This is a genomic window from Erwinia sp. S43 (assembly GCF_016624745.1).
Taxonomy (GTDB): Bacteria; Pseudomonadota; Gammaproteobacteria; order Enterobacterales; family Enterobacteriaceae; genus Erwinia; species Erwinia coffeiphila.
In genome coordinates, this window is sequence record NZ_JACVTX010000001.1 from 344,317 (window position 1) to 358,219 (window position 13,903).

Genomic DNA, 13,903 nt, shown 5'->3' on the forward strand with positions numbered 1-13,903 from the left:
ATGCTCAATCTGTTCAGAAAATCCATTTCCGCCCGTCTGGCATTAATGTTCACCGTGGCGACGGTAAGCATGGCGCTGGCCTACGCCGTTTGCCTGCGCGTGACGTTACAGGAATCGCTGGAAAAGCAGATGCATAACGAACTTCAGTTTCGTTATTCGCTGGTTGAACCGATGATTGTCTCCCGGGCTTCTGCCTATGACTGGCAGCTGCTGAAAGCGAAATTCGTTAATCTTTCTACCTCCGAAGGGGGGCGCGTACAGTACTGGATTATCAGCGACGACCCGTTTTATCACCTCGGCGGACCGGTGCCGCAGGGTGTGAACCTGAGAGCGCTGGAAGATGGTTTCAGTAAAGTAGACCTGCCCGATGCCAAAAAATGCCCGCTGTTCCTGATGGCAAGCACCCTGCCCGCCAGCGGTAACAGGCCAGCATTACGTTACGTTGTAGCGATCGACTCCACGCCCTATATGGGCACGCTGGAAGAGTTCACACGGGTACTGCTGTTTATCACCTTCTTCGGCGTGATTATGGTCGCTCTGCTGGGTTACTGGATTTCCCGCGCGGGCATGAAGCCGATAAAAGCGCTGAGCGCCCAGTCGCATCAGCTGGTTCCCGGGAAACAGAAACAGCGGCTGTGTATCGATTCTCTGCCGGAAGAACTGCATGCGCTGGCAGAGGCCTTTAACGGCGTACTGGTCCGCCAGGAAAAGGCCTGGGAGCAGCTTGAGAGCTTTAATGCCGACGTCGCGCACGAGCTGAAAACACCGTTAACCAATTTGATAGGCCAGACCCAGCTGGCGCTTTCCCGCGACCGCAGCGTAGAACAGCTGCAAAATATGCTGGGATCGAATCTTGAAGAGCTTGAGCGCATGTCGTCGATTATTAATGACATGTTATTCCTGTCTCATGCCCAGACCGGTAAGTTTGCCGCTCAGATGGCGCAGGTTTCCCTTCGCAATGAAAGTCAGAAAGCGGCTGAATATCTTGAGCCGTCACTAACGGAACGCCATTTGTCAGTGCGCATCAACGGCGACGCTACGGCATATGTAGACCGCAGATTGTTTACCCGCTCTCTGGCTAATCTTCTCAGCAACGGTTCACGCTACGCCCACGAAGGCAGCACAATCGATATCAATATCGTGCAGTCCGACAGGTTAATTTCGGTATCCGTGTTAAATGAAGGTGCAGAGATTGAGTCTTATCACCTTGAACGCCTGTTTGAACGCTTTTATCGCGTGGACGGCTCCAGAACGCAGAGCAGCAGTAATCACGGACTGGGACTGTCGATTGTTAAAGCGATTGCGCTGGTGCACGGAGGCGATGTTTTTGTTAACAGCCGCGACGGCGTGAATACCTTCGGTTTTACCCTTGCCGTAGCTGAAAAGCGCTAACCTTACCGCGCTGTCAGCAAGCGGTCATCTTAATGACAGCCCCTGTTTGCCAGGATGATGATGAACTTTCATCCTTCCAGACAAACAGGGATCTATCATGTATGAAAAAGTCGTTTTAATTATTGCCCGCATTATTATCACCCCGCTGTTTATTTATAGCGGGCTGGGTAAAGTTCTGCATTTTTCAGATAACGTGGCCAAAACGCCTTTCGGGGATACGTTGGTCGGACAGTTAATGATCGTTGCGGCGATAATTATTGAGTTAGGCGGCAGTCTCTGCTTCTTAACTGGATATCGATTAAAGGCCGTGTCGATTATCTGGATTGTCTATGTATTCCTCACCAGCGTGCTTTTCCATCAATTCTGGCTATACACAGGTGCCCAGCAGAGCAGCCAGTTTATTGCCTTCGGTAAGAATCTGAGCATTATTTCCGGGCTGATTTACTTCTCCCTGTTCTCCCCCGAGCGCCGTCAGTCGTAACGTCCGTTAGAGTGGAGAATGGTTTAAACCGGCGGTCTGTCCCTGCCGCCGGCGATCTCGCCACGATACACGACAAAAAGGTTCAGACGTTAAAAAGCCAGCCTGATTATCAGGCTGGCTAAGGATGTCGTTGTAAGAAGTGAGTCAGTGCAGCTGATTACTGATAAATAATCGCCGTTCCGCTCAGCAAATTATGCCCACCGGCAGCGATAATTTTATAGCGGCTGGCGTGCTGTTTATCCGCTTCCTGTTTAATCATGCTCTCGAGGTTTGACAGCGTGGTGGCACCAGAAACGGATACGGTTCCTTTCCTCACCAAGCCGTTGGTATCTTTAACAGCTTCCGCCGCATTAGCGAAGGATGAAATAACCAGAGCACCGGTTAGCAAGGTCATAGCGATACGCTTTTTCATAAATATCTCCCATTTAAATTCATTATTTCTGATGGGGTAATTATATTTCATCGACCCTGTTCTTTAGCTGACATGAAAATGACATTGCTGTCATAATCCGGAATTAACGTGCTTCTTTACCCCTGATTTTCCTGGATTGACAATAATGTGTCAGTCTGTTTCAGGTTCCGGTTAATATATCAACAGCGTATCGGCAACAGGGGAATTTAAGTTCTCAGGTAATTATCTTGCCGACCTTTTATCCCCTGCCAGAACCAGGTTAACACCGTTGCTGAGGCGGAGTATATCCGGATTAATTTGTATGTTGTAACTAATGAGGATTCCTGTGATAAAACCATTTGGTACTGCATAGCCATACGGGAGATTGACGGGGGATTGATCTTGCCAGACGCAGGCGACGAGCAGTTTCACCTGCCCGCCGCCTGCTGCGGATTACTTATCGTGGTTTTCCAGATACTGCTTGTCTTCAATACGGTTGCGCTCTAACTCAAACTTCGGCGCGATAAAACCATACAGATTCCAGCCAAGGAACGTTGCCAGCGCGCCCCACGTCAGTGCCTCAAAACCGGCGCTGTACAACGCATAGTAGGTATAGAGCGTCGCGATAACCATGATGGTATTGGTCACACGCATTTCGCGTTTACTGACATCGGCCAGTCGCTGCATAGTGATCAACGCAGCCATCGACAGTAAATACGGGATCAGGTTGGTAATCACCGCCAGGTTAACCAGAATATCAAACTGCTTGGTCAGCGACGGGCTGATAGTCATAAAGGTAACGATAGTCTGCCCCACCACCAGAATCAGCATGCCTTTTACCGGTGCGCCCATCTTGTTCACGTGGGTGAATACACGATGGTAGAAACCGGCTTCTGCCCCGGATTTACACACCTGAGCAAAAGTAAACTGCCAGCCCAGCAGCGAGCCGATACAGGCCAGGCACATCAGCGCCATAATGATTTTGCCCACCAGCGGGGTAAACATATAGCTAAACGCCACGCCAAACGGTGCAGTCGAGTTGACCAGATCCAGGTTAGGCACGATGCCGGCAATGACGTTGGTGGAAACAATATAGATGACCGCAGCGCCCAGTGTTCCACCGAGTACCGCAATCGGCACGTTGCGTTCCGGGTTTTCAACCGCATCACTGTTAGCACAGGCGGATTCCAGACCGAGGAACGCCCATAGCGTAATCGAAATTGATGCGCTAACGGCTGAGAACAGCGGCTTATTATGCGGGTTCCAGGCCTGCACGTACTGCTCCGGGCTGAACCAGAACCAACCGATGATACACAGCCCCACGACGGGGATGATAACTCCCCAGATAGTGATTGAACCAAGCTTACCGGTCACCGCTGAACCACCAAAGTTGGCCAGCGTGGTCACCCACAGCACGGCCACGGTGGCCAGGCAAACGCCAACCGGCGTAAGCAGCACATTGAACAGCTCCACCCCATAGCCAACCGCCGTAATACCTATCGTGACGTTAGTGGCCAGACAGGAAATCACGTAGGTATAGTTAGAGATAAAATTACCGCCGGTGCCCAGCGGATACTGAGCGTAACCAAACATCCCGCCGGGTTTACGGCTAAAGCGCCCGCATTTTGCAAAGGAGTAGGCCAGCGCCAGCGAGCCAAGTGCGGTCACCAGCCAGGATAATATTGAGATGGTGCCAACTTCCGCCAGCTTGGTCGGCAGCAGGATAATCCCCGAACCCATCATGTTGATAATGGTCAGAATGATTAGCTGTATGACGCCCATTTTTTTCGTCGGTTTTGAATCAGACATAGTTTCTCATCCTTGTGACGGCCGCCCGGAGTACGTTTTCGGGCAGCCATTCTTCTTATTGTTTAATGACGTAACCGCAGACCTGAACCTTACCCTGAGCATTTTCCCGGCAGTACACGCCCTGAAGTTCCGGGGCGAACCCCGGCAGCAAATCGATAACTGTCTCCCAGACTTTGAAATACTTCAGGACCGCCCCACCCCACACTTCGCCAGGTACGATGCAGATAATTCCCGGCGGATAAGGCAAAGCTCCCTCAGCCGCGATCCGCCCTTCGATCTCATCCAGGGCCACCAGCTCGCTATGGTTACGTACAAACTCCAGATTGGCTGTTTGTGGCAGCATCGCCTGCCGTGGCAGAGTTTCCTTACGGAACAGCGCCTTTTGCAGATCCTTGATGTTGTTACGAACGTAAATGTCGTGCATTTCCTGGCACAGACGACGCAGGGTATAGCCCTGATAGCGTTCGGCGTGGTCGGCGTAAATGGACGGAAGGACATCGCAAAGCAGCGCATCTTCAGCCACCAGCTGTTCGAAGCGCGCAATCAATGCGACCAGATACTGGATTTTCGGCAAGTCAGAAGAGGGTGTGATCAGGAACAGGATCGAGTTGAGATCGCTTTTTTCCGGCGTAATGCCGTGTTCGCGCAGGAAGTTACACAGGATAGTGGCCGGGATACCGAAGTCGGCATAGCTACCGGTATCAATATCAATGCCCGGCGTGGTCAGCAGTAGCTTGAACGGGTCAACAAAGTACTGATTTTTTTCGAAGCCCTGATAGGCGTGCCACTTTTCGCCCGGAACATAGTCAAAAAACTTCAGATCGTTGGCGATTTCGTCGGTGCTGTAATCCTGCCACGGTTTACCTTCAATCATCGGAGGAATAAACGGTTTGATCATGGTGCAGGTTTTCAGGATCAGTTTCCGCGCTTCGATGCCGACCTTAATCGCATCCTGCCAGATTTTCACCCCGGCATTACCTTCATGCATTTGCGCATTCACATCCAGTGAGGCAAAAATGGGATAGTTAGGACTGGTGGAGGCATGCAGCATATAGGCATTGTTCATATGCTTATGGTTGCAGTAATAAGGCTGATGCTTCATATGACGATCTTTTTTATGGATTTGTGATGCCTGGCTGAATCCCGCCAGCAATTTATGCACTGACTGCGTCACCAGAATCCCCGGATCGTTCTCTTTCAGTTCCAGCAGCATCGGCGAGCAGTCACGCATCATCGGAATAAACTGTTCGTAACCGACCCAGGCCGAATCAAACAGAATGTAGTCACAAAGATGACCAATTTTGTCGACTACCTGACGGGCGTTATAAATACAGCCGTCATAGGTGCCAAGCTGGATAATTGCCAGACGGAATGGACGTGGACAGTCGACCTTCTCCGGCGCAACGGCTTTAATCTCTTCCCGGAGATAGCTTTCTTTAAAGCAGCGGGCATCAATTCCGCCGATAAAGCCAAACGGATTACGACAGGTTTCAAGGTAAACCGGCGTTGCTCCCGCCTGAATCAGCGCACCGTGATGACAGGACTTATGGTTATTTCGATCGAAGAGCACCAGATCGCCCGGAGCAAGTAGCGCGTTGGTCACAACTTTATTCGAAGCCGACGTGCCGTTTAACACGAAGTAGGTTTTGTCGGCGTGGAACACTTTAGCGGCATGCTGTTCGGCCTGACAGGCAGCGCCTTCATGAATCAGCAGATCGCCCAGACGCACCTCGGAACTGGCCATATCAGCGCGAAAGGCCGTCTCGCCAAAATAGTCAAAGAAGCGCCTTCCTGCCGGGGTCTGGCGAAAGAACTGGCCGCCGTTATGGCCCGGTGTTGAAAGCGACACGTTGCCTTTTTCGGTATAGCGAGTCATCTCTTTGAAAAATGGCGGCAGCAGGCTTTCTTCGTATTCGCTTGCTGCAAAATTGATTTGCTTACCAAAAAATTCCGTGGTCACTCCGTTCATATTAATCACGCCGCGCATCTTCTCTAGAATGTCTGGCGGCAATATTTCCCCTTTTTCCAGCACGGCAAAGACGGGGATATTGAACTCATTCTGCAAAGCAATTTCCAGCAACCCTCTTTTAATATCGGAGGTTGTTAAAACAACAGCCCCCACATCCGTAAAGTCGGTTTCTGTGACACCCACAATATCCCTGTCGGTGACGAAACTGTTCAGCGTTTCCTGTGTGGCAGCAATTTTAAGCTTTTTCATATTTTTCCCTTAGTCTATTTCACGGTCCATTTTCTGGTTGTTAATCAACACTCAACAGGAGTATTGCAAGCGCCGTGCCATAACAAACAAATCATTTAAGTCAACAGCTTAAGTCTTTTGATGCTGTTTAATATTTAGATAAGGTTCTAAATATTGTACTTGTGTCTGTTTTTCGACACACTTCACGCCATCCCTCAAGCCATTTTTTACACCAGGGATAAAAACTAATTAAAATTACTATTTAAGGAGCTGTACACGAATGGAATCGCAAAAAGAACTGGTGCGTATGGTGTCGCTGTTTTCCCGTTTTTTTGACTTAATTCATCAACCCATCACGATTATCGATCGGCAGGCAAAATTCATTTATTACAACCAGGAAAGTGCTGGCATAGACGGCTACAGCGTCCAGTCTGCGCTGGGGAAGAGCGTGCAGGACGTCTATGGCCTGTGCAAAGAAAAGAGCACCATGCTGCAGGCGCTGTATGACGGCAAAGAATTTATTGGTAATTATCAGATTTATTACAACCGTAAAGGGAAAGCCGTTGAGTTTCAGCACACTACCGTTCCGCTGTATAACAGCAGCGGAGAGATCCAGGGAGTGATTGAAATTGGCCGCGATATCTCCTCTACGCGGATCTTGCAGGACCAGGTAGTTGAGCTGAACAGCCTGCTTTACAACCATAACCAGAGCGAGAAGAAGTACGAAATTATTACCGCTGATCCACGGATGCAAAAGTTAATCGACCAGGCTAAACGCCTTGCCATAGGTGACGTTCCGGTGATGATCGTCGGTGAGACGGGAACGGGAAAGGAGCTTTTTGCCCGGCTTATTCATCACTACAGCAACCGGGCGGACAAACCGTTTATCGCACTGAACTGCGGAGCCATTCCGGAAGCGTTGATTGAAAGTACCCTGTTCGGAACGGAGAAAGGTGCGTTTACCGGTGCCGAACATCGCCAGGGTTATCTGGAACTTGCTCAGGGAGGTACGCTGTTTCTGGATGAGCTGAACTCCATGCCGGTCGGCTTGCAAAGCAAGTTATTGCGCTTTTGCCAGGATAAAACATTCTGGAAAGTGGGTGGATCACGCCAGCAGACGTCAGATATTCGAATTCTATCAGCGGTGAATGAACCCCCGTCGGAGCTGCTTAACAGCGGCCATCTGAGGTCCGATCTCTATTATCGTTTGTGTGTCGGTCAGCTGGTGCTACCGCCTCTCAGCGAGAGGCCGGCTGACATCCGCCTGCTTTCAAATTATTTTATTGAAAAATATAACAATATTGTCAGCTGCCAGATCACCCATATCAGTGAAGAGGTAACCCGGCGGCTCACGCAGTTGCCCTGGCCCGGCAACGTAAGAATGCTGGAGAATGTGATACTGCGCAGCATGCTACAGCAGGAGCACAACGGCCCGCTGGACGTACTGGCCTATGATGATGAAATTTCTTCCCCGGTTTCCTTCCGCCAGGTGAGTAAACCGGAAGAAGACATCGGCCCACAGTTTATTCCTCAGGAGGGCCTGGATGTGGCGATTGATAAATTTGAACGTCAGCTGATTATCAACGCACTTAACAGTACTCAGGGCAATATCGCCAGAGCGGCACAGGAGCTGCAGATAGCCAGGACCACGCTATACTACAAAGTGAAAAAACATCAGCTTACGCTGTGCGTTGATGATGGCCGTTCGCCGGTAGGCCAGATGTAGAATTTTCTGATAAGTTGCACGCGGCGGTGCTTCAGTGTCAGAATAATATTTCACGATAAAAGAAGGTAGAGATCTGCTATGCAGCACATTGTTGAAGGTTTTCTGAATTTCCAGAAAGATGTTTTCCCTAATCAGAAAGAATTATTCCGCAGCCTTGCTTCCAGCCAGAATCCCAAAGCGTTGTTTATCTCCTGCTCCGACAGCCGTCTGGTGCCTGAACTGGTCACCCAGCAGGAACCCGGACAGCTCTTTGTCATTCGTAATGCCGGCAATATCGTGCCCTCTTTCGGCCCTGAGCCGGGCGGCGTTTCTGCGACCATCGAATATGCGGTAGTGGCTCTGGGCGTCACCGATATCGTTATCTGTGGCCACTCCAACTGCGGCGCAATGAAAGCCATCGCTACCTGCCAGTGCCTGGACCCGATGCCTGCTGTTCAGCACTGGCTGCGCTACTCCGATGCGGCGAAGGCCGTTGTCGAGAAGAAAACCTACGCCAGCGAAGAAGAGAAAGTGAATGCCATGGTGCGTGAGAACGTTATCGCACAGCTGAACAATATCAAAACGCATCCGTCCGTCGCGGTGGGCCTGCGTGATAAGGCGTTGCGCCTGCACGGCTGGGTTTACGATATTGAAAGCGGCGTTATTCGCGCGCTGGATAAGCAGACCCAGGACTTTGTGCTGCTGTCTGAGAATCCGGGCGTTTGCTACGAGTAATTGCCAGAGGGGCAAGGATGCCCTCTTCCCCCTGTTACAAAATCAGTACGTCGCCACTCCTGAACGGACCCCAAGATTGAGCCGAAAACGAAAGAAGACCGGCGGTAATCCGGCTATACATCCCCCCCAAGCCCCCCTAGCCACACCGATGCGGCGCTATTTACGCAGCGGAGAATTTGGCTGGAACTTTCTTAGCGGCCTGCTTGTTTATGGTATCGCCATGTTTACCTTAATTAAGCACTTTTCCCTGTGGTTTCTTCTGCCAGCGCTGCTACTTATTGCTTTGTATCCCTTCGCGAAAAAGGCAATGGATTCCCTGGTGATACACCTGTTCTCCGTTCGAGTCTGTAATTTTCTGAACGGGTCGCCACGAGGTCTGGACGCGATTTATAATATCCTTGTCATTATGCCACTGACGTTGCCACTGGCGCTGGGCTGGTTTATCTATTGCCACCGTGCGGCGCGCAAGATGCGGCAGCAGGAAAGTATGCAGTAAAAGCGCGGATAACAAGAACGGGCAGCAAGCCAGGCAGAATGTCTGGGTGAGAGTGAACCGAACCGCGGGGAATAAGCTGCCGGGGCAAATTCTTCACCGGCAGAACAAAGCTTAGTTCAGCACGATACGCGCTACGCTGTCCGGCCCTTTAGCCGTATGCGATTTATCCAGCCCCTGCTTGACGCTGACGTACAGCGTCTGGCCGTCCGGGGAAAGTTCCAGGCTGTTTGGATGGCTGTCAAACGACCAGCTATTTTTTACTGCGTAACTGGTCGCATCCAGCTGCAGTACCTTCTTCGATTCGCGCTGGCTGATGAAGATCTCGTTGCGTTTGGCGTTAAACTTCACCGCCAGCGCATCACCCGGCAGGCGTTTGATCACTTTGCCGCTACGCTCATCAAATACCACTGTCTCTTTCGCTTTCGAATTATCGGTCACGAACAGACGTCCGGTGGCCGGATCTTCCGCCAGGTTGAGGAACAGATACTGTTTATCGTCACCCGCCGTCCAGCGCTGTTCGATTTTGTGGCTGCGCGGATTGATCACCAGAATTTCACCGCCGCCGTTGGCCGCGTAAACCTTATTGGTCAGCGGAGACCAGATAATCCCGGTAACCCATTTTCCGGCGTTTTTAATGGTGGTTTTCAGTTTCAGCGTTTTCGCATCCACCACCCAAATCACACCCGGATCGCCCACGCCGCCAACGTACAGCAGACCATCCTGCGCAAGGATTTCGCGGCTGCCCAGCGCATCCCCTTTCTTGCTGCGATCCTTAAACATCAGGCGCTGTAATACTTTACCGCTCTGCGCATCAACCTTAGTGATGCCGCCGTCCACCGTGTTGGTGATGTAAATCGCGCTGCCGTCAGCGTCCTGCGCCACGCCAAAGTTTTTCAGATCGGTGTGCGTTTCGCTAACTGTCTCAAGCGTTTTGGGGTCCAGACGGTAGATAACCCCGCCGTTAGACGTTTTGAATCCCTGAGCGCTGGCAACGTACAGCCCTCCCGCCGCCGGAGAATAAGCCATTTCATACAGCCCGGCGGCGAGTTCGCGCTGGGTGAGTCGGCTATCTTCGGGTTTAGATTCGCTGGCGGTAGCAGCAGGCTGCTGCGCGGCCTGCGCCTGTTTCTGCGGAGCCTGACAGGCCGTCAGGCTGAGTGAGGTCACAATCGCCGCAGCGACAAGGGCTTTACGTGGGGTAAACAACGATCTCATTTCTGGCTCCATCAATGGACAGGCATCCCGGCCGGTTTATCCGGCACGGGAGCATATAAAGAGAATGAGAATCATAAGCATTTACAAATCTTATGTAAATGCGTTGTTTACAGAAGGGGTAACAGAATGAACCATTCAGAACATCGTGCTGTGCAACACCGTACGCAGCAGAATACCCACCAGCGCACCGGGCAGCGCAAAGCGGAACAGCCTGACAAAGCGGCTGGCGATACCGAGGTAAATGCCAATGCCGGGCAGATCCAGCGTCTGCACCATAAACCCGGCGGAGGCGTTAACCTGCTGCGCGGTCATTAATCCACGGTGCAGCAGATCGGATACCACGCCGAAATAAGCGGTTCCCCCCGCCAGGCATTTGGTTAACGCCGGAAGAATAAACACTTCGGAGACATGAAAGAAATCCAGCACCGGTGCAATCAGCCGGGTCAGCAGTTCAATCGCTCCCGCCTCTTTCAGGATACCCACCACGGTCAGCGAAAGGATCAGCATCGGGACCGAACCCAACGACAGGCGGATTGCATCCGACCCGGCGCCGTTAATAATGGCGATAAGGCCGGTTGCGGATTTATCTTCCGGCGGCGTGTCATCCCGCTGCAGCGAGGCGACCGACAGCCTGCGGCCGAAGAAATACCAGGTGATTGCCGCAGCGGCCAGTCCGCCCGCCACCGAAATACCCAGCGCGGCCCCCCAGTGCAAACCGAAGGGGATCAGCGGATAGAAGACGTTTCCCTGCCCCATGGCAAACAGCATGGCCAGCGTCGCCGCCAGATGGCGGTCCGATGCGCCCCTTTTTTCCATAATGGCCAGCGCGGCCAGCGGTGCGGCGAAGCTGACAAAGTTAAGCTGGATCAGCGCAAAAATCCCCATCCCGGTAATCCCGAACGGCTTCAGCACCGGCGTCATCACCTGCACGATACGGTCCAGAATTCCTCTGACCTCCAGGTATTTCATAATAATCAGCATAACAACCATAATGGGGATCAGCGTATAAAGCGCCACATTCACCGAGGCTTTACCTGCCGACATAATGATCCCAATGATATCCATCAACAACTCCGAACGGGGGAAATTGCCAGTACGTTAACTCAGCCAGGGATTGACCGCTATGGTCGCGAGGATTCTTTTTTTAAATAGCGGCTTAACGGATTAAAATAACAACGCAGCTAAAATATAACCGCCAGGAATCATCCTGGCTGGTTATCCCCCCATTTTCGGTGAATAACCGGCCCGGGCATGTTAATCTCTGACTGTAAAAAATATCGCATATATAAAGGGAACACGGTGACAACCTATATCTTTGACCTGGATGGTACCATTATTACGAACGGACAACCGTTACACTGTAACCTGGCAGAAAATATTATCTCGCTCGCCAACTCCGCCCGCGTTATCTTTGCCTCCGCCCGCCCGGTGCGCGACATGCTTCCTTTGCTGCCGCGTGAACTGCACGACTGCCTGATGGTCGGCTGTAACGGGGCGATGGCCTGGCAACAGGGTGAGTGCCTGTTCAGTAACCGCTTTGATGATCGGGCAGCTGAAATGATGATCGACCTGCTTCAGCAGCATCAGGTGCCTTATGTACTTGACGGCCACTGGAGTTTTTCCACGTCGCAGACCGCGCATACCTTCCACGACTATATGCGCAGCCTTTCCGACAGTGAAATCCCGGAGAGTGAACTGGTCAGTCAGGGAGTGAGTAAAATTCTTATTCTTGATGGTGAATTCCGCGCGAAGACGGATGCATTTCTGCAGCAGAATAGTTTCGAATTTTCTCTTCATCACCACAGACACGAGAATATATTCGATATTACCCCGCGTCAGGAGAATAAATATCTGGCGCTGAAGACGCTGGGAGTGGATTTCAGCCGCAGTATCGCCTTTGGCAATGACAGCAATGATTTTGAGATGCTGAATAATGCCGGAATATCCATCTTTACCGGCGAACCGCATTATTACGTTGGTGCCAGCCACTATTGCAAAACAGAGCAGCTGCCTGCCCTGCTTCGCGAATTTTCAGTGGTCCAGGCGTAATAGCCTGGCCCGGGGCTTCCGATTAACGGCCCCGGGTTATCAACTGTGCCGTTCGCTGACCGACATGGTAAAGACCAGAAGTCGATCGCTGTGGTTGGCATAACTGTGAGGTAAATCGGTTCTGGCGACTGCGGCGCAGCCGTTGGACACCTGCAGTTCGCTGGCCTCGACGTTCAGCGTCAGGGTTCCCTCTTCCACATGCAGCAGCTCAACGGTACCCGATGGATGGCCGGATGAGGTAAATTTCTCTCCCGGATGCATTTCCCAGCGCCATAATTCCAGCATATCCGGGCCGCGTGTACCGGCAAGCAGACGTGCCGAACCGCCGTTTTCGCCCTGCCACAGTACCGGCATCTCTTCCCGTTTCACCAGAAAGGCAGCGGGAGCCGCAGTCACGTTAACGATATCCGCTACCGACATACCCAGCGCGGCGGCAATCTTGCACAGGATGGCAATACTGGGGTTCGCACTGCCTTTCTCAATCTCCACCAGCATGCCCTTTGATACGCCTGCGCGGCGCGACAGCTCGTCAAGAGAAAGCTTTTTATCTTTACGCTGTGTTTTAATGCTGAGTGAAACAGCCTGGTTCACACTCAGTACATCCGCACCCGGCTCGGTCATTATATTGACTTTATTGGTCATCGGTCACTACTATAGAATAAATTAGTCACCCATGGAGTATGCAATGTTTGCCGTTTTACCGTCAATCGACAATCAGATCGGGGAAATCGCTCCGGGCTTCAGGGCCTTAAGTATCAGCGTTGAGGCCGCCCCCCTTACCCGACCAGAGTATGCCGCAGAGGCCCTGAAAGAGGCCTGCCGATTTATCAGCGAGCAGCAGCCCGACTGGGCAGTGGCGCATCTGGCTGCCTGGGCGGACGTTTTTCAGAGATTCGGGGCGAAACCAAAGCGCACCCCCTGTTCCGCCGAAGCGCTGCGCAAGCGCGTACTGCGCGACGGAACGCTGCCTGCTATCGATCCGGTCGTTGACCTGTATAACGCCATCAGTATTCGCTATGCCATTCCGGTCGGGGGCGAAAATATCGCGGCATATCAGGGACAGCCTTGTCTTTGCGTGGCGGAAGGCAACGAGCAGTTCGATACGGTGAAGGACGGCGTTACCACGCTGGAAACGGTAGACGCGGGAGAAGTTATCTGGCGCGATGACCAGGGCGTAACCTGCCGTCGCTGGAACTGGCGTCAGGGTGTCAGAACTCGCCTTGATGCCAGCGCGACCCGCATGTGGTTTATCCTTGAAAGCCTGCCCGCGATGCCGCTTTCTGCGGTGCAGGATGCCGGGGATGCGCTGATTGCCGGGCTGGAAGCCATGATGCCGGGAGTGGTATGCCACCAGCAGTGGCTGGGTAACACCCAGGCATAACTAACAAACGTAAAACGGGCGCAGCAAACAGCACTGCGCCCGTGGCTACGGC

General features: G+C 52.2%; 13 protein-coding genes. 7 read left to right on the top strand and 6 right to left on the bottom strand.

Going from position 1 to position 13,903, the window contains the following annotated elements; all coding sequences use genetic code 11:
* The first annotated feature begins 9 nt into the window (after positions 1–9).
* Together IBT47_RS01665 and IBT47_RS01670 are read left to right on the top strand one after the other, a co-directional pair.
* The gene (locus IBT47_RS01665; protein WP_200558984.1) at positions 10–1,392 is read left to right on the top strand and encodes a heavy metal sensor histidine kinase; all 1,383 of its coding nucleotides are present in this window, start codon (positions 10–12) and stop codon (positions 1,390–1,392) included.
* Between the two features lie 97 nt (positions 1,393–1,489).
* Positions 1,490–1,873: a DoxX family protein gene (locus IBT47_RS01670; protein WP_200558882.1), complete on the top strand. Its 384-nt coding sequence runs from the start codon at positions 1,490–1,492 to the stop codon at positions 1,871–1,873.
* A gap of 157 nt (positions 1,874–2,030) precedes the next feature.
* Here the strand turns inward: IBT47_RS01670 and IBT47_RS01675 are convergent, their stop codons facing one another.
* From IBT47_RS01675 to speC, 3 genes are all read right to left on the bottom strand, one after another.
* Complete coding sequence (locus tag IBT47_RS01675) at positions 2,031–2,336, bottom strand: DUF1471 domain-containing protein (RefSeq protein WP_234471635.1); 306 nt, start codon at positions 2,334–2,336, stop codon at positions 2,031–2,033.
* Between the two features lie 381 nt (positions 2,337–2,717).
* The gene (gene potE / locus IBT47_RS01680; RefSeq protein WP_200558883.1) at positions 2,718–4,073 is read right to left on the bottom strand and encodes a putrescine-ornithine antiporter; all 1,356 of its coding nucleotides are present in this window, start codon (positions 4,071–4,073) and stop codon (positions 2,718–2,720) included.
* A gap of 55 nt (positions 4,074–4,128) precedes the next feature.
* On the bottom strand, positions 4,129–6,291 hold the full coding sequence (gene speC / locus IBT47_RS01685) for an ornithine decarboxylase (RefSeq protein WP_200558884.1): 2,163 nt from the start codon (positions 6,289–6,291) through the stop codon (positions 4,129–4,131).
* A 259-nt stretch (positions 6,292–6,550) separates the two neighbouring features.
* Here speC and IBT47_RS01690 point away from each other — a divergent pair, with 259 nt between their 5' ends.
* The 3 genes from IBT47_RS01690 (at position 6,551) to IBT47_RS01700 (ending at position 9,206) form a co-directional block, all read left to right on the top strand.
* Entirely contained in the window at positions 6,551–7,996 is a 1,446-nt protein-coding gene (locus tag IBT47_RS01690) for a sigma-54-dependent Fis family transcriptional regulator (RefSeq protein WP_200558885.1), read from the top strand.
* Positions 7,997–8,074: 78 nt separating this feature from the next.
* The gene (locus IBT47_RS01695; protein WP_105593773.1) at positions 8,075–8,710 is read left to right on the top strand and encodes a carbonic anhydrase; all 636 of its coding nucleotides are present in this window, start codon (positions 8,075–8,077) and stop codon (positions 8,708–8,710) included.
* 76 nt (positions 8,711–8,786) lie between these two features.
* A complete protein-coding gene (locus tag IBT47_RS01700) occupies positions 8,787–9,206 on the top strand; it encodes a hypothetical protein (RefSeq protein ID WP_200558886.1) in 420 nt (139 codons plus the stop codon).
* 111 nt (positions 9,207–9,317) lie between these two features.
* On the opposite strand, the gene IBT47_RS01705 is transcribed toward IBT47_RS01700, so the two are convergent.
* Positions 9,318–10,421, bottom strand: coding sequence for a YncE family protein (locus IBT47_RS01705; protein WP_200558887.1), 1,104 nt, complete (start codon positions 10,419–10,421; stop codon positions 9,318–9,320).
* 135 nt (positions 10,422–10,556) lie between these two features.
* Entirely contained in the window at positions 10,557–11,486 is a 930-nt protein-coding gene (locus IBT47_RS01710; protein WP_105593770.1) for a nucleoside recognition domain-containing protein, read from the bottom strand.
* A gap of 234 nt (positions 11,487–11,720) precedes the next feature.
* Here IBT47_RS01710 and IBT47_RS01715 point away from each other — a divergent pair, with 234 nt between their 5' ends.
* Complete coding sequence (locus tag IBT47_RS01715) at positions 11,721–12,470, top strand: HAD hydrolase family protein (RefSeq protein WP_370569851.1); 750 nt, start codon at positions 11,721–11,723, stop codon at positions 12,468–12,470.
* A 39-nt stretch (positions 12,471–12,509) separates the two neighbouring features.
* Here IBT47_RS01715 and IBT47_RS01720 read toward each other — a convergent pair whose 3' ends face one another.
* Complete coding sequence (locus tag IBT47_RS01720; RefSeq protein WP_200558889.1) at positions 12,510–13,112, bottom strand: helix-turn-helix domain-containing protein; 603 nt, start codon at positions 13,110–13,112, stop codon at positions 12,510–12,512.
* Between the two features lie 43 nt (positions 13,113–13,155).
* Here IBT47_RS01720 and IBT47_RS01725 point away from each other — a divergent pair, with 43 nt between their 5' ends.
* A complete protein-coding gene (locus tag IBT47_RS01725; RefSeq protein WP_200558890.1) occupies positions 13,156–13,851 on the top strand; it encodes a B3/4 domain-containing protein in 696 nt (231 codons plus the stop codon).
* Positions 13,852–13,903 lie beyond the last annotated feature (52 nt).